This window comes from Sporosarcina ureae (genome assembly GCF_002101375.1).
In the GTDB taxonomy this organism is placed as follows: domain Bacteria; phylum Bacillota; class Bacilli; order Bacillales_A; family Planococcaceae; genus Sporosarcina; species Sporosarcina ureae_B.
On sequence record NZ_CP015207.1, the window covers coordinates 1,674,024 to 1,691,540 of the forward strand.

Below are 17,517 nucleotides of genomic sequence, written 5' to 3' on the forward strand. Positions count from 1 at the left end.
TGAGAATGGGTACTACTCAAATGCGGTATTCAATTACTGCGTTAGCTGGATTTCAATGGTTGTTCTTTATGTTCGCTAATACAGTGGTAATCCCCATTTCGGTCGGTACTGCTTTTGAGCTTGAGCAGATAGAAATCGTTTCTGCTATACAGCGCTCATTTATTTTCACAGGAATGGCTTGTTTACTACAAGGAGCATTTGGACATCGATTGGCATTGATGGAAGGTCAATCAGGTTTATGGTGGGGTGTGGTACTCAGCTTGGCCGGAACTGCGAGTGCGATGGGCTTAAGTCTAACTACAGTTGGTGGCAGTATTGCAGTAGGCGCCATGATTTCCGGTGTACTGGTAGCTACACTGGGTATGCTCGGCATGGGTGATATTCTGAAGAAGTGGTTTACACCTGCTGTAATGTTCGTGTTTTTGCTATTGTTGGCTAATCAGTTGATTACCATCTTCTTAAAAGGAATGATTGGTCTCAATGACGGTGAATTCATCAGTTTGTCGAAGACTATATTTTCATTCGCTCTAGCAGGTTTGACGATTCTGATTCATGTGAAAGGAAAAGGGATCATCAGCAGTTTGAATCTGCTCATCGGTATGACCGTTGGTTGGGTTAGTGCTGTGCTGATTTTTCCGCAAGTAGCTACTGAAACGATAAAAACTACGCCGTTTATCCAATGGTTTCCTTGGGGTGAGCCGACACTTGAAATCGGTATCGTGATTACAGTGGTCATTACAGGTTTATTGAATACGACGAATACCATCGCTACCCTAAAAGGTGCGGAAGATATATATGAAAAAGAAACTACTAAAAGTCAGTATAAAACTTCATTTCTCATTACAGGAGGCATGAATATTGGAGCGGGTGCACTGGGTCTCGTCCCGTATGCACCTTATGCTTCATCCATCGGTTTTCTACAGTCCAGTGGGATAAAGGACAGAGCCCCTTTCTTTATCGGCTCCATTCTGTTTATAATCCTTGGACTCGTACCGCCTTTAAGTGCATTTTTTTCCACTATTCCTCAAAGCGTTGGAAACACGGTATTATTCGTAGCATATTTACAATTATTCCGATCTGCTCTGCGCAGCGTGGAAGGATTAACTTTCGAACCTAAAACCATATATCGAGTTGCATTGCCTGCACTTCTCGGGTTATCTATTATGACATTGCCAGCTACTGTGTTTTCTTCACTTCCTGAGCTCGTTCAACCTCTCTTATCAAGCGGGTTGCTAGTAGGAATCTTAGCTGCACTCTTGATGGAATTAATTTTCTGGATTGGTCAGCGGTTCAGTCTTTCTACATGAAAATAATTCAGTCCTGATCTAAATGATCAGGGCTGTTTGTACGTATAGACTAAGAAACGCTCTGCTTTGTCGTGAATTTGCAAATGTGTAATCGGTATCTCCGCTATCTTTTCGAATAATGGGTGACGATGCAAGAAATAAACATACTCGTCGGTCGGATAATATAGAATGATTTCCAATGCACGAGGGGAGTTTTCGGCTGACTTTAGAATCCGTTGAACTACAGTTCGAAAAATATCCAAAGAAAACGGATTAAAAAAGTAGAACGTCACGGCATCTGCCGGAATGATGTAACTCTCCGCTATACAGCATTCAAATGAAATAGATCCAGGTCTCTTAGGAAAGGCTTGCCGATAATCCATCAAGTTGTTCATTGCATTTTGGTGTAACACACTATTCATTTCAATACCTATCGTATCCAAACAAAATAGATGATTCACATAAAAAGGTACTCTTCCTTTTCCACAGCCAAAGTCGATCAAGCTCCCTTCTTTTAGAAGGTCATGTTCGGCAAATAAATAATCTAGCATCTCGTAAGGTGTTGCTTCATAACGATTATAATGAGATGACTGATGAATCCATTCTCTAATACCAAATGTTTTGATGTGTAAGCGTTTATCCATAAAGTGCTCCGGCATTGTTCTATCACCTTCCTATTGATCTACTAGTAAAGAAAACCTCGGCATATTACTCATGCCGAGGTTCATCGGAAACGACGATGGTCTTATTACGTCCGGTACGTTTGGCTTCATACAGACTTTGATCAGCCAACTCCGTAAGTCGCGCTGGATGGTTTGCGTGAAGTGGATAAGCAGCTACTCCAGCTGAAATTGTAATGACTTCACCGCAAGGACTGACTGTGTCTTCCAATTTTTCACGCAGGCGTTCTGCAGTCAGATAAGCAGTAACTTTATCCGACTTCGGTAATAAGATGACGAATTCTTCTCCACCGTAGCGGCAACATACATCTTGCTCGCGAACCGTTCGTAGCATCAAGTCTGCCAAGTAGATCAGTACTTTATCGCCAACTGCATGACCGTAACGATCATTGACACGTTTAAACTTGTCTATATCAAAAATAATTAAAGCGAATGGTGTCCCTTCGTCTACCCATTGCTTCATGTAGCTATCCATCATTCGGCGATTCGTTAACTTCGTCAAAGGATCTGTTGTGGATTGATGAATGAAGTAGTTCATCTCGTTTTTGAAGTAATCCAAACTATGTAACATAGCTCCTTTTAATTGTTTTGCTTCATAATACCAGTCAGAGATTCCTACCATCTTTACTTTTTGATCAGATTCTGTACTGTTTTCGGTATAGTAAGCTAATCTTTGGAGTGGCAACGCAATCTTTCTAGATAGATACCTAACCAAGAAGAATGATAGGAGTAATAACGGCAAAGACTTTAATGCCATCTCCAACACCATTTCTTTTGCAGGGGCAACAGATACATCTAGTTGTCTTTGTGCTACGATTCCCCATTTGGCAATGGGTACATATGCATATCCTGCCAACATAGGTACACCTTTTGTATTGATCAACTCTTTGTAACCACTTTCTCCTGTAACGACTGTCTGGACCACTATATTACTAGAGACATCATCCTTCAAACGACCGTCTTCTTGATGATAGATTAATCTTCCTTGCGCATCAACAACATATACATATGAATCATTCTTATAAAAATGTTCACCTAGAAGAGTCTCTAAAATGTTTGGTTTGTTAAGATAAATTGCGCCACCTATAAACCCTTTATATTCGTCCTCTTTAATGATCGGCACACTAATAAAAATAATCAGTTCTCCTGTGAGTCCTATATAGGGTTGAGATATCATGGGTTTTCTTTCTCTAACAGCTTGCTGGGCTCCAACAGATGTCAGTTTTTCCCCTAGCACTTCCAGATTGGGTGGGGAAACTCCGAGCACAATGCCTTCTGCTGAAGAAATTACAACAGAATTAAACGTACTCGTCTGTGATCTGACACGCTCCGCAATATTACCCAACTGCGCCTGGGCATTTTCTTGATCAATAAATGGTAGTATTTCATCAGTATTCGCTTCAAGAATTTTTAGTGTTTCACGTAGATAAATATCTGTTGTGGAAGACAATTTCTCGGCATAAGCATAATTGGTTTCTAATGTAGAATCTATTATCGCTTGCTTATTCACACGATACCCTATCGTTGTACTCGTTAGAAAGGTCAAGACAATTGCTAGTAACGCCACGACTTGAATTAAATTTTTCAAGGACCATCTCATCTGTTTCCCAATCCCCTTTTCCCTGTGGTGCTATCCTCCTATTATATCATACGGTAAGGGACTATTTATGAGCCTTTTTAATTTTCAATACAAAAACTACCAATACTTAGAACACAATCTCACATAGATATATATATTTATTAATATGAAATTCCTACCCTATATCCCTTATGCTCTTGTTTAGATAGTTCATTATAAGCAAACGCAGCAGTATCGCCGGTAGATATTTGCGCACCATCAATTGGCAAGTACTCTCTTTCGATTCGATAATTGCCGACCGCTTCCCCATCTGGTAAATAGGTTGGGCAAACTATCGTCCAGTCTAAGCCAGAATCTTTCAACATAGTATATACTTTATGATGCTCCTCTGCCGCAAATGTCAATTTACGATGGGATTCATTCGATTGATAACGTAATTTGGTCGGTTCTGTTCTACTATTCAATATACCTGCCGTTCCAATCGTTACAATCCTTTTCATTCCGTATTCTTTCATCGCTTCAATAATGGCTGGCATTGCTTCTGTCAATGTGGTTGTTTTGTCAGTGCCAAGCGCACTTACGACTGCGTCAGCACCCGCCATTGCTTTTTTTACTGTATCGGCGTCCCGTACGTCTCCTGCAATAATCGTCAGCTTTTCTTGAGGTTTGCACTTCTCAGGTGATCGAACCAAAGCTGTTACTTCATGACCGTCAGTTAATGCATGACGAACGATCTCACTACCTGTACGACCTGTTGCTCCAAATAGTACAATCTTCATCTACTACATCTCCAATCTTTTTCTTCGTTTTAGAAACTGTGCATGTTTTATGTTCGTACTTTGCATCAAATATGATTAATACATCGTTAACAATTTACGGTGCTTATCGAATGTTAATAGGATGTAAGCTTAGCCCAGCGTTGCAATGCGTAAATTCCTCGTTGGAAGAATGTCAGGCTATTTTGGTATTCTTCTACATCTAGAGTGTATAATGCATCTTCGTTATTCCATATCCTATCGAAATACGCGTTGATTTCATCCGTCAGCTCACTGTCGGTTGGTGCTATAATGCGCAGATTCGCCTCCAAGTTATAATCACGTAACGTGCGCTCCGTTATATTGGAAGATCCGTTTGTAATATATGTTTTATCTGCGGTCTGTACCGTTACTAACTTGGTGTGATATTGACCGATTACGGTATTGTACCAACGCACTTTGATTTTATCGTCTGTATTTTCTCTTATTTCTTGAACGACTGGACGATTAGGTAAACCTGATTTTTTACTACCGAATGAGTTTTCGTTTGGATCCAGGACAATCTCTACATGTACCCCCCGATTAGCCGCTTCTTCTAAAGGCTGGATTACTTGTTGCTCAGAAAGATAAAACATGCCCATACGGATAATATCATCTTTTTTCGCTTTCTTAATATCGCTCACTAAAGCATCCATTACCTTGCTCTCGGTCAAGTACTGAACTTGATAGGGCCCTTTTTGTTCTCCTGTTTCGATACGCGGTAACTTTCCGCCTGAAGAATACTGAAGCACTGCTTCTTCCGATTCCAATATATCATTTTGGATCGGACCTTTCACTTTGAATGCTACATTTCCGTGACGACCACTAGCTGCGTGAGGATTGGATGAGGTAACTAATGCCGCTTGTTCTGTCACGAGAGTTTTTCGGTGATTTGCTTTAACGTTCAACAACTTCAGATAAGATGAAAACTTCACGTCAGGCGCATCACTCGCCAAGAAGTTCGGGAAACGGTTTTCCCCATTAAAATCAAACCACTGAAGGAAGATGCGGTATATCCCAGAGTATAGAGGCATCGAATCACGCAAAGGCTCCAAGTCTGTATACACTACTTGTACACCTGCTTTTTCCAATGCTTTAAACCATTCTGACTCATAGGATTCATAGCCGGTATTCACTGGATCCGTTATGTAGACGATTGGCATGTCAGGGAACTCTTCCTTTTTCTTGACAAGGACATCTGTTAGTTGATCCGCAATTTGAGGAAAATCTTCTTTTTCATCGTAGTAATCATCCATTAAAAAGAAATCGAGTACGACAAACTCTTGTGCATCTTCAATCATTTGAAATACTTCATTGAATATACGAAGTTCTGATTTGTAGTGATCTTTCGACTTCGTCTTAGAGTACGTTAAATCATAGATGAACTCCACATCCTCTACTTGATGAAGATCCCCTTTATAGGAAATACCGGGTGGCAATGGCTTATACGTTTGCCAAAGCATGACACCCATATAAAGCAATGCAACGAAAAGCAGCACATAGGAGGCTATACTTTTTTTAGTCATTTTACGCTTCTCTTTCGTCACAAGCTCTCTCCTCTTTCACTCACTTATTTGGAATCCCAGTTCACGAACACTTCGTCTAAGATATTATGATATTCCCTTTCTATCTTGTAATAAACTGAATAGGTCTTCGTTATTTCATCGAAAGATAGGGTCGTTCAGCATGCCACTCAATAGTTACAGGAACCTGATACGTTTCGGATAGCAGTTCATCCGTCAACACTTCTTTTTTAGGACCACTCGCTACGATTCTTCCTTCTTTTAATAATAGCGCGTGAGTGATTTCGGGAACGAGTTCCTCTATATGATGTGTAACATAAACGAGATGTACATTATTTTTTGTAGCTGTTTCAATTGCTTCAAGAAATTGTTCTCTTGCCAAAATATCCAACCCCGAACACGGCTCATCCAAAATCAATAAATCTGGATCACCCATCATAGCTCGTGCGATCAGCACACGACGTTTTTCGCCTTCAGAGAGTAGTTTGAACTTCTTTCCTTTGACAGGCTCCAACCGAAATTCCTTCACTAAATAATCCGCACGTATCCAGTCTTCAGTTATTATTTCATCGTAAATGCCGAAGCTCGCAAATTTACCACTAATGATGATCCGTTCAATCGATTCATTCCAGAAGTAGTCTGAGAATTTTTCTAAAGAACTGCTCACAAAGCCAATTTTTTTACGTAATTCAGGCAAATAGGCACTCCCAAATCGTTTACCTAGCACCTCTACTTCACCACTGGAAGGAATTTCATAAGTAGAAATAATCGATAATAACGAAGTCTTGCCAGAACCATTTAAGCCAAGCATCCCCCACTGCTGTCCTTGCTCAATCTCCCAAGTGATATTTTGCAAAATTTGGTTATCTCCCCTTTTAAACTGAACGTCTTCAACTTTTACAATCGCCACATAAATTCTCCTCTCTCTAATAAAAGACCGGTTCGCGCTATGATGCTACGAACCGGCCTTTTCTTCTATTCGTTCTTTTCTTTCTCTACTTCACGATACTTTTTCTTTTCAAGTTCTTGATACTTTCTATCGTTTTTCTCTTTTATTTTTCTTGCCTTTTCCGCTTCTCTGCGCATTCTCTTTTCTTTTTCACTTTCTTTCCGTTTACGTTTCTTCTTGACTTCACCTTCTACGTGTTCAAATTGACGAATATCTGTCGGTCTGACTGTAATCGGTTCTCTGGCCAGTAGTTTGGCCAACGAAAAGATTAGTAATAGTAGAAGTAAGGTAAACGGTAAGGCAGACACGAGTGACGCGGATTGCAAAGCCTCTAATCCGCCTGCATATAATAATACAGCCGCGATTGCAGTCATCAAGAATCCCCAGACGAATTTCACAATTAATGGAGGGAACAAACTACCTCGCGTTGTCATACTCGCTAGAATATACGTAGCTGAGTCAGCAGACGTAATTAAGAATGTAAAGATTAAGACAATGGCCAGGAACGATACGATCCCTGTCATCGGCATATGTTGAAGCGTCGCGAAAATAGCTGACGTAACATCCTTGTCTACTTCTTGTGCGATTTGTGTACCATTACGTAAATCACTGTATAGTGCAGTTCCACCGAGCGTTGCAATCCACATACAAGAAAATGCTGGTGGAATGACCATAACACCCATGATAAACTCTCTGATTGTTCGTCCCTTCGATACACGTGCAACGAATGCACCAACGAAAGGAGACCAAGCGATCGTCCAAGCCCAGTAGAAAATAGTCCAATCTTTCACCCAAGTACCGCCTTGATAAGGCTGAAGACGTAAACTGTACGTAATGAAGTTATTAATATAATCTCCAATGGCCAGCGTAAAGGTTTCCAATATAAATACTTTCGGTCCTACTAAAAAGAAGAATAGTAATAATGCAATCGCCATACCCAAGTTAAAGTTACCTAGATATGCAATACCTTTACTTAGACCTGAAGCAGCAGACGTCATATAGGCAACGAACACAACGGCAATGATCAGCAGTTGAATCGTAAACGTACTCTTAATATTAAAGACATACTCTAGGCCACCACTCATCTGTAGGACACCCATACCTAACGAAGTAGCAATACCCATGACAGTTGCTATAACCGCAAATGAATCGATGCCTGTCTTCACGTGACGATTGCTTCCGATCAAAGGCTCAAGCGCTGTTGAAATCAAACCGTCTTTCTTCTTTCGGAACTGGAGAAACCCAATAACTAGCCCTACTATACCAAAAATGGCCCATTGTGAAATGCCCCAGTGGAAGAAAGAATACCCCATCGCAACACGTGCTGCATCTTCTGTATGTGAGTCAATACCTGCAATAGGTGACTTGAAATAGTGACTCATCGGTTCCGCCACACCCCAGAACACTAGCCCTACACCGAAACCAGCAGAAAAGAGCATACCAATCCACGTGAAAAACGGATATTCTGGGCGTTCTGTATCTCCACCTAAACGAATGGCCCCAAATTTACTAATTGCCAACCCAACTAAAAATATAATGACAATAAATACAGCAAGTAAATAGAACCATCCAAAGTTATCTGTCGTGAAATGATAAAGCCTTTCGGCAACCACACCAAACGGTACAGGTATAGTCGCTCCTAATATGACGAGTATAAGAATAAATACGGCAGAAATAGAGAACACGGGATTTTTCCAGAACTTTTTGTCCAAACTTATCGACTCCTAGTGTTCATTTGGTAACTTTCTTACTACACTCTTTACCCCGATTTCAAGAGATATAACGTACTTCTGCCTATATAAATTACAGAACAAGAAATTACCAAATAGATTATAACTGTCTATATTACACATCAAAAAAGACATCTTCAAGAGAAAATGTCTTTTTCCATATGTATTCAGTGTATTTCATCCTCTATTCCATGCGACCAGTGCAAGGCTTGTAGAAAGATATCGCTTAACTCTTTTTTAGGGATTTCCAATTCACGTGAAAGTCGCTCTACTGTTTTCCATTCAAAACGTTCTACCGATTCTATTAGTTCCATGTATGGGCTCACTTCCGTTTGCTTTCCATTTAACGTATCCATAATGACATCAGACAAAGAAAGTAACGGCAAAATATCTTCCCATTTACGCTTCATCACTGCATCAATCAATGAAAACATGCCTGTGAGAAAATATTCGTCTTTATTTGGTTTTCTATTATACTTCGCTAGCAGTTCACATGCTCGTGCACGACGAAGCGATAATTCAATAAGTGCTTTCACACGACCATCTTGTAGATCTTGGCCTAAATCATATAGCATTAAGACTTGTAACCATTTCTTCGTTTCATTTAGTCCAATCATCATTATCGCTTGTTTGATGGAGCTGATTTGACGTGGTATATCGAAGGCTAATGAGTTTATAAAGCGCAATAATTTATAAGAAATCGATACATCTTGCATAATTAAATCCGATAGCTGATTGATGGATTGGGAATCCTTTTGGAAATAATCAATAATTCGCAGATGGACTAATGTATTGGATGGAATTTCGGCACTTTTAATAATGTCAGGTTTCGCGAAAAAATAGCCTTGAAACAAGTCATAGCCACTCTTTAATGCAAGCTGATAATCAGCCTCCGTCTCAACTTTTTCTGCCAATAAAATAATCGATGGATACCTTTTTAAAAACGTGGTAATGTGATGTTTCTCCTCTATACTCGTTTGTATGAAATCCACTTTAATAATGTCCACGAGTTCAAATAACTGGGTATATACTATATATTGGTCCTGTAAAATAAAATCATCCAGCACCAGCGTGAATCCTGCTTCCTTAAACATGCGCAGCCGATGCAACAAAGCAGGCGTTATTTCCACATCTTCTAGAATCTCAATCACTACTTGATCGGGATTCAAACTCATAAATATATCCTGCGCCAGCAGTTCTCCTGAAAAGTTTATGAACGAACGCACACCACTCGTTACCTGATCTATTCCAACAGAGAGAAAAGTATTGATTAATAGACCGATTGTAGCCTGTTCAGGATTTATATCTGGAAAGAAGTTTTCTTCGCTATTTCGGTACAGTAGTTCATATGCATAAATCTCACCAGATCGGCTTAGGATCGGCTGCCTTCCGATAAATATGGAGTAATCATTCATCTAGTCCATCTCCGCGTTTCATTTGAACGTCTCCTTCATTGTATATATTCATCCTAGAGAACTACTGAAGTTGCATATCCCCATTATTCATTCAACCAGTTCATATATGTCTCCTTCCATTGTACTAGAATACAAGTTATTAATAAATATATTAATTAGTTGTAACTGTTCTAGCCTAAGAGCCTATTGTTACTGCAAATTATTTGTGTGCTAGAGAGAGTGGGTTCATTCATACACCGAGAAATAGCTGCATATCTTGCGTAGAGGAGTTGATAATGAATGGATTATACGTTCAGAGGAAGTTATGAACCGTATATATCTCCATGGGATCCGTGTCCACCTGTCAAAGTCAAAACGTTTTCTTTACCGCCTCAGCTTTTCATGAATTTCCAACCTCCTTCACTTCCACAATTTTCACCAGCTGAAGCTCTACAACACGGGTCACTGTGGCCAGCACTAGTCGACGGCTATTCAAAAAGGGAGGGGATCTCCTGATGGATGCAACTGAACGAAGAGATATGTTGAAGAGTGTGCAGCAAGCCGATTTTGTGGTAGTCGAACTAACACTCTACACCAACACGCATCCTGACGATGAGGAAGCACTTACGCAATGGCGACTTGCGATTAAAGAAGCAGCAAGTCTGAGAAAAATGTACGAAAAGCGTTTTGGACCGCTTTCCTTACATTCTGTACCGTCAGAACAAGCACTGGATACAGGCTGGCGTTGGAACCAAGCACCTTGGCCGTGGCAAATGTAGTCTCAAATATGCACTAGGTTACTGGAGGGAATATTGATGTGGGTCTATGAAAAAAAGTTATTGTATCCGGTAGAAGTCAAAGAGTGTAACCCAAAACTTGCGAGATACATTGCAGAGCAATATGGTGGCGCAGATGGCGAGCTGGCTGCTGCATTACGCTATATGAATCAACGGTATACCGTTCCCGATAAAGTTATCGGTGTACTGAATGACATTGCGACTGAAGAGTTTTCCCATTTGGAAATGCTTGCCACCATGATGTATAAACTAACGAAAGATGCGACACCTGAACAACTTGAAGAAGCCGGGCTTGGTGCACATTACGTCAATCACGGCCATGCGTTGTTTTATGAAAATGCAGGCGGTGTGCCTTTCACGACTACGTATATTCAGGCTAAAGGAGATCCAATAGCTGATCTGTATGAAGATATCGCAGCAGAAGAAAAAGCGCGCGCTACGTATCAATGGATCATCGATATCTCAGATGATGCATGGATTAATGATTCTCTTAAATTTCTAAGAGAGAGAGAAAACGTGCATTCACTGCGTTTTCGAGAAGCTGTCGAAGTCTTGAAAGAAGAACGTGACAGGAAAAAAATCTTTTAATATGAAAGGGTCTTCTTTTCTTTTTTCAATAAAGAGAAGGAGACCTTTTTAGTGTTTAATTTCAGGTATTCAATGGTATCTTTTGTAGAGAGGGTAGATACGGAGGTGTTCTTTTTGTTAAAAAGAAGAATGAAAAATGCACAGCGTTCACAAGAAATCCTAAATGTCTTTTTGAGAAATGGATTCAGTCATATCTTATTCCGGCTTGGACTGACAGATCGAAAGTTTACTTCTGCAGATGAACAAGTAGATTTGAATTTATACCATGTCGGCAAAAAATTAAGAACGGCATTAGAACAACTCGGACCAACTTTCGTTAAGCTTGGACAAATTGCCAGCGGCCGCCGTGATTTAGTACCAGAGGAAATCGCTTCAGAGCTTGAAAAACTTCAAGACCATGTAGAGTCATTTCCATTTGAAGTCGTAAGAGAAATAATCGAGTATCAATTAGGTGGAACGATTGAAGAACTCTTCTTGGAATTCAATGAAAAACCGCTTGCCTCGGCTTCCATAGGCCAGGTGCATACCGCTCGCTTGCCTAGTGGAGAACATGTAGCGGTGAAAATACAGCGACCTAATATTCAACAACAAGTAAATACAGACCTAGCCATCTTGCACGACCTGGCAGGATTTCTCGAAAAGAATATGGACTGGGCGAAAGCATATCATATTAAGGATTTAATCTATGAGTTCTCTCATTCTCTACGGGAAGAACTGGACTATCAACTGGAAAGCCGTAACGCAGAAAGAATCTCACAACAATTTGCGAAAGACCCCACTATTGAAGTTCCATTTGTTTACGATGAATACACTACGCGTGTTGTCTTAACAACAGGACTAGTCACCGGCATTAAAGTGAGCAACGTCGAACAACTGGACCGCGAAGGATATAATCGCCAAGTTATTGCAGAAAGAATTGCGAATTCTATGCTTTCCCAGGTAATGGAGAATGGATTTTTCCACGGTGATCCTCATCCCGGTAATATCTTTATTGCCCCTGGAAACGTTATCCATTATTTAGATTTTGGTATGGTCGGTCAACTAAGTAAGGAAATGACTTACCATTTCATTTCATTACTTATTGCATTGCAAAAAGGAAATATTACTAGAATAATTGATGTCTTTGATACTATGAATATTTTGCATGAAAATACTAATACGGATGCATTATATCGTGACTTGCAGATTATTCAGCGAAAGTATTATGAAACGTCACTTACAGATTTAAGGCTAGGCGATGTATTTATGGAAATTTTCTCCATTGCCTATCGACACCGCATACGTTTACCGAATGAAATCGCTATTCTAGTAAAAGTGATTCTTACACTTGAAGGTGTACTAGGAAAGCTGGATCCGTCATTCAGTATTATGAAAGCTATTGAGCCGTACGGTAAAAAGATGGTATTCAAACAATTTGACCCACGCTACTTACTAGAAAATGGTTGGCACTCTTTTATCAAGAATGCGGAAATTTTGTCTGAATTGCCTAACGAGATGAAAAAAGCCGTCAAAACTATACAAAAAGGTAAAGTGGAATTGGATGTAGGCTTAAAGCAAACAAATATCATTTTTCGCCGACTCGACAAAATTGCCAACCGTCTTTCATTAAGTATTGTGTTGTTGGCATTCAGTATTCTTATGGTCGGTCTGATTATCGGTTCTGCCATTTCTGGTCAAACCGCGCTCTTCTTAAAATTACCTCTTATTGAAGTCGGCGCGGTCATTGCATCGTTAATGTTTATTTATCTGCTATTTTCTATCATACGTTCCGGAAGAATATAGTCCTCTGTTTATCCCCACGCAATTGGGGAATAAGAAAAGCAGATTACTATTTACGATGGGAGGATTTTATGTGAAGAAAGATCATCAACTAAACGAAGAAAGTAAAAACAAACAATTGGAAACGTTCCGTGCCTATGACAACGAACATTCTATGACAACAAATCAAGGTTTGAAAATTTCAGAAGATGAACATTCACTAAAAGTAGGGACACGTGGTCCAACGTTGATGGAGGATTTCCATTTCCGAGAGAAAATGACGCACTTTGATCACGAACGGATCCCAGAGCGGGTAGTTCACGCACGAGGCTTTGCGGCGCATGGCGAATTCGAAGTATATGAGTCTATGAAGAAATATACGAAAGCAGGATTTTTACAAGAACCCGGTATCAAAACTCCTGTATTCACCAGATTTTCTACTGTAGCGGGAAGTAAAGGGTCTGCTGAAACTGTGCGTGACGCACGAGGTTTTGCTGTGAAGTTTTATACGCAAGAAGGAAACTATGATCTAGTCGGAAATAATATACCGGTATTCTTTATTCAAGATGCTATTAAATTTCCTGACTTAGTTCACGCTGTGAAGCCTGAGCCACATAATGAAATGCCGCAGGCCGCATCTGCACATGATACATTCTGGGATTTCGTTGCGAACAATCAGGAATCTGCACATATGGTCATGTGGCAAATGTCCGACCGTGCGATTCCACGAAGTTTCCGTATGATGGAAGGTTTTGGTGTACACACCTATCGATTGATAAATGACCAAGGTGAAGCGCATTTTGTAAAATTCCACTGGAAACCAAAGCTCGGTGCCCACTCATTAGTTTGGGATGAAGCGCAGAAGATCAACGGAAAAGACCCTGACTTCCACCGCCGGGACTTATGGGAATCGATTGAAAATGGAAACTTCGTAGAATTTGAACTAGGCATACAGTTACTAGAAGAAAAAGATGAATTCAAATTTGATTTTGATATTCTAGATCCTACCAAGCTATGGCCTGAAGAAGATATTCCAGTAAAAATTATTGGGAAGATGACATTAAACCGCAATGTAGACAATGTATTTGCGGAAATGGAACAAGTTGCATTCCACCCAGGTAACGTCGTACCGGGAATTGATTTCTCCAACGATCCATTGCTACAAGGTAGATTGTTCTCTTATACAGACACACAGTTAATCCGTCTAGGCGGACCTAACTTCCATGAGTTACCTATCAACCGACCAGTCTGTCCGTTCCACAATAACCAGCGTGACGGATATGGCAGACAGACAATCAACGTGGGACAAACTCACTATCATAATAATTCTTTATCCAACAATAAACCGGATACGACTCCCGAGGAAAATGGCGGATACGTACATTATCAAGAGAAGGTGGAAGGCCGTAAAGTACAAGCTCGAAGTGATTCATTTAAGGACCACTATTCACAAGCGCGACTATTTTGGAACAGTATGTCTAACGCAGAAAAAGAGCATATTATCGCAGCATTCAGCTTTGAAATTGGAAAAGTGAATGATATGAATGTGAGAAAACAAGCGGTAGATATGTTTGCTAATGTTGATATCAATATGGCCACTCAAGTTGCAGATGCAGTGGGTGTCGATGCACCAACAGATGTGACGCAGTCCACTGAATCCAAGTCATCCCCAGCCCTTAGTCAGGAAAACACGGCGAAGGTACCCGATACTCGTTCAGTGGCGGTATTGATCACGGACCAGTTTGACGATGAAGCACTTGAGCCATTTTTAAAGGCCTCATTGGATGCAGGTATGACAATCGATATTGTGAGCGAGAAGTTCGGTAAGCTAACTGGCAAAAATGGAGCTACAGTTGATGTAGATGAAACGTTGTTGACAGTTCACTCCGTCTTATATGACGCGTTATATGTCGTTGGCGGACAGGCGAAGCAACAACAGAAATTCGAGGCGGATGTCGCTGATTTCGTTAATGAAGCGTATATGCACTTCAAACCGATCGGCTCTGCTTCAGCAGCTAAAGAGTTAATGGAGAAGACGAAAGTAAAACCAGGTCCTGGCATTCTGACAGACTTGAAAGTTTCAGGTGAAGGCGAGCAATGGGTAGAGGCTGTTGCACACCACCGCTTCTGGGATCGTAATATTTACGCATAATCAAACCAAGGCTGCGTCAAGAAGATCCACTTCTTGACGCAGCTTTATATGTACCGTTTTAAGTTATTAATTCGTCACGTGTAACTTATTTAATTCTTCTCCAATATGCCAATAAACTTTGAAGCAGCTGGTGATAACGATACTTCCTTTAAGTAGCATACACCGATGCTCCGCTTAGGTATGGGCTTCAGAAATTCTACTTCCTGAAGCATGCCACGTTCCAAGTATTCTTCCGAGAACTCTTTCACTACACACGCAATGCCCAAATTGATTTGGGCAAATTCCAGCAATAGCTCATGCGAACCCAGTTCAAATTCAGGGTGAATTTTTACACCCTCTCTCAACAGAAAATCCTCTACATACTGACGCGAATTGGATTTCGACTCCAGTAATATTAACGGCAATCTCGAAAGCTCGTGCAAAGGCACAGGCTTCAAGAACAACTTCTTAAACCGTTCGCCATAAACGAAGGTATCTTGCACATCGAAACAAGCGCGCTTCTCCAACGAATCGTCTTCAATTGGAAAGTTGCAAATTGCTATATCCACTTCGCCTGATTTCAACGCGGCGATTAGCTCTAACGTAGTACCATTAATAATTTTGAATCGGATACCCGGAAAACTCGTATGAAAAGCTTCCAGATAAGGTAGCAGATAATAACGAGATATCGTATCCCCTACCCCTATTTTTAATTCACCAGATGACAGATTCTTCAACTCCAGCAACTTTTCATTGCCTGCCACGATTAAATTTAGTGCTGAATTGACATACTCGTATAGCAAGGAGCCTTCGTCGGTCAATGTCACTCCTTTGGATGTACGGTTGAATAGACGTGTATCCAATGCACCTTCTAGTTGCGATATAATTTGACTGACAGCAGGTTGTGTCATAAATAAACTTCGGGCGGCTTTCGAGAAGCTTTCATTATGCACAACTGTACGGAAGACTTTATACCACTCTAAGTTGATTGACATATAAACCCTCCTTATATCCCCTATTAAGTATATTAATTTTACTTATACCACAAATGGACGTTATAATACAAAGAAGAGTGATCAAATTGAGTTTCACTAAGGAGCGATTGTTTTGGGAAGAGTTGTAGGAACGGTTGTTAGAGGATTACGTTGTCCGATTATTAATGAAGGTGACAATATTGATCAGATCGTAGTGGATAGTGTATTAGAAGCTTCTAAAAAAGAAAATATCACGTTTCAAGATAAAGATATTGTATCTATCACGGAGTCAATTGTAGCGCGTGCGCAAGGAAACTATGCAACAATCGATCATATCGCAAAAGATATCGAAGCAAAATTCGGCGATGATACTATTGGTGTCATTTTCCCTATTCTAAGTCGGAACCGTTTTGGAAACTGCTTACGCGGTGTTGCAAAAGGTGCAAAGAAAATCATTTTAATGCTTAGCTATCCTTCCGATGAAGTCGGAAACCACTTAGTTGAGCTTGATCGTCTAGATGAAAAGGGAGTTAACCCTTGGACTGATGTATTGACTGAAGCTGAGTTCCGCGAACATTTTGGCGATAACAAACACCCATTTACGGGCGTTGACTATATTGAATACTATAAATCATTGATGGACGAGTTCGGTGTAGAACATGAAGTCATCTTCTCCAATAACGCGAGAACGATTTTAGATTATACGAAAACTGTATTGACTTGCGATATCCATACACGTTTCAGAACAAAGCGTATTTTGGAAGCAAACGGCGCCGAGAAGATTTACGGTTTGGATGATATCTTGGCAACTTCTGTCGACGGCAGTGGCTACAATGAAGAGTTCGGCTTACTTGGCGCAAACAAAGCTCAAGAGGACAGTATCAAATTGTTCCCTCATAGCTGTCAGCCGATAGTGGATAACATTCAGAACATGTTAAAAAAAGAAACAGGCAAGCATATTGAAGTGATGATTTACGGAGATGGCGCATTCAAAGACCCAGTAGGTAAGATTTGGGAACTTGCTGATCCAGTCGTATCCCCTGCTTATACAGATGGGCTTGACGGTATTCCCAATGAAGTGAAACTAAAATACTTAGCTGATAATGATTTCTCTGAGTTACGCGGAGATGAATTAAAGAAAGCCGTGTCCGATTTCATCGAGAACAAAGACACTAATCTAATGGGATCAATGGCTTCACAAGGAACAACTCCTCGTAAGCTAACAGATTTAATCGGATCGTTATCCGACTTGACTTCAGGTAGTGGAGACAAAGGCACACCTATTGTCTTTATTCAAGGATACTTCGATAACTTCACAAACTAAGAAATTACAC

The 17,517-nt window shown here is 40.4% G+C and carries 15 protein-coding genes; 7 read left to right on the top strand and 8 right to left on the bottom strand.

Annotation, left to right across the window (positions count from 1 at the left end):
- The first annotated feature begins 5 nt into the window (after window positions 1-5).
- The gene (locus SporoP8_RS08355) at window positions 6-1,307 is read left to right on the top strand and encodes a uracil/xanthine transporter (RefSeq protein WP_232319235.1); all 1,302 of its coding nucleotides are present in this window, start codon (window positions 6-8) and stop codon (window positions 1,305-1,307) included.
- A gap of 26 nt (window positions 1,308-1,333) precedes the next feature.
- On the opposite strand, the gene SporoP8_RS08360 is transcribed toward SporoP8_RS08355, so the two are convergent.
- From SporoP8_RS08360 to SporoP8_RS08390, 7 genes are all read right to left on the bottom strand, one after another.
- Entirely contained in the window at window positions 1,334-1,945 is a 612-nt protein-coding gene (locus tag SporoP8_RS08360; protein ID WP_085132073.1) for a hypothetical protein, read from the bottom strand.
- 49 nt (window positions 1,946-1,994) lie between these two features.
- Complete coding sequence (locus SporoP8_RS08365; RefSeq protein ID WP_085132074.1) at window positions 1,995-3,566, bottom strand: sensor domain-containing diguanylate cyclase; 1,572 nt, start codon at window positions 3,564-3,566, stop codon at window positions 1,995-1,997.
- A 140-nt stretch (window positions 3,567-3,706) separates the two neighbouring features.
- On the bottom strand, window positions 3,707-4,324 hold the full coding sequence (locus SporoP8_RS08370) for an NAD(P)-dependent oxidoreductase (protein ID WP_085132075.1): 618 nt from the start codon (window positions 4,322-4,324) through the stop codon (window positions 3,707-3,709).
- Window positions 4,325-4,437: 113 nt separating this feature from the next.
- Window positions 4,438-5,886 carry a phospholipase D family protein gene (locus SporoP8_RS08375; protein ID WP_085132076.1) on the bottom strand — a complete coding sequence of 483 codons (1,449 nt, stop codon included), beginning with the start codon at window positions 5,884-5,886 and terminating at the stop codon, window positions 4,438-4,440.
- Between the two features lie 109 nt (window positions 5,887-5,995).
- Window positions 5,996-6,772: an ABC transporter ATP-binding protein gene (locus SporoP8_RS08380; protein ID WP_085132077.1), complete on the bottom strand. Its 777-nt coding sequence runs from the start codon at window positions 6,770-6,772 to the stop codon at window positions 5,996-5,998.
- A 65-nt stretch (window positions 6,773-6,837) separates the two neighbouring features.
- Window positions 6,838-8,523: a BCCT family transporter gene (locus SporoP8_RS08385; RefSeq protein ID WP_085132078.1), complete on the bottom strand. Its 1,686-nt coding sequence runs from the start codon at window positions 8,521-8,523 to the stop codon at window positions 6,838-6,840.
- A gap of 185 nt (window positions 8,524-8,708) precedes the next feature.
- Window positions 8,709-9,956, bottom strand: coding sequence for an EAL and HDOD domain-containing protein (locus SporoP8_RS08390; protein WP_085132079.1), 1,248 nt, complete (start codon window positions 9,954-9,956; stop codon window positions 8,709-8,711).
- Window positions 9,957-10,235: 279 nt separating this feature from the next.
- Here SporoP8_RS08390 and SporoP8_RS08395 point away from each other — a divergent pair, with 279 nt between their 5' ends.
- The 5 genes from SporoP8_RS08395 (at window position 10,236) to SporoP8_RS08415 (ending at window position 15,230) form a co-directional block, all read left to right on the top strand.
- On the top strand, window positions 10,236-10,451 hold the full coding sequence (locus tag SporoP8_RS08395) for a spore coat associated protein CotJA (protein ID WP_085132080.1): 216 nt from the start codon (window positions 10,236-10,238) through the stop codon (window positions 10,449-10,451).
- Complete coding sequence (locus SporoP8_RS08400) at window positions 10,451-10,714, top strand: spore coat protein CotJB (protein WP_085132081.1); 264 nt, start codon at window positions 10,451-10,453, stop codon at window positions 10,712-10,714. Before SporoP8_RS08395 ends, SporoP8_RS08400 begins: the two co-directional genes overlap by 1 nt.
- A 36-nt stretch (window positions 10,715-10,750) precedes the next feature.
- Window positions 10,751-11,320, top strand: coding sequence for a manganese catalase family protein (locus SporoP8_RS08405; protein ID WP_085132082.1), 570 nt, complete (start codon window positions 10,751-10,753; stop codon window positions 11,318-11,320).
- 105 nt (window positions 11,321-11,425) lie between these two features.
- Window positions 11,426-13,102: an ABC1 kinase family protein gene (locus SporoP8_RS08410; protein WP_232319251.1), complete on the top strand. Its 1,677-nt coding sequence runs from the start codon at window positions 11,426-11,428 to the stop codon at window positions 13,100-13,102.
- A 55-nt stretch (window positions 13,103-13,157) separates the two neighbouring features.
- On the top strand, window positions 13,158-15,230 hold the full coding sequence (locus SporoP8_RS08415; protein ID WP_198165992.1) for a catalase: 2,073 nt from the start codon (window positions 13,158-13,160) through the stop codon (window positions 15,228-15,230).
- Window positions 15,231-15,319: 89 nt separating this feature from the next.
- Here the strand turns inward: SporoP8_RS08415 and SporoP8_RS08420 are convergent, their stop codons facing one another.
- The gene (locus SporoP8_RS08420) at window positions 15,320-16,204 is read right to left on the bottom strand and encodes a LysR family transcriptional regulator (protein ID WP_085132085.1); all 885 of its coding nucleotides are present in this window, start codon (window positions 16,202-16,204) and stop codon (window positions 15,320-15,322) included.
- Between the two features lie 112 nt (window positions 16,205-16,316).
- Between SporoP8_RS08420 and SporoP8_RS08425 the strand changes: the two genes are divergently transcribed.
- On the top strand, window positions 16,317-17,507 hold the full coding sequence (locus SporoP8_RS08425; protein ID WP_085132086.1) for a coenzyme F420-0:L-glutamate ligase: 1,191 nt from the start codon (window positions 16,317-16,319) through the stop codon (window positions 17,505-17,507).
- The last annotated feature ends 10 nt before the right edge of the window (window positions 17,508-17,517 follow it).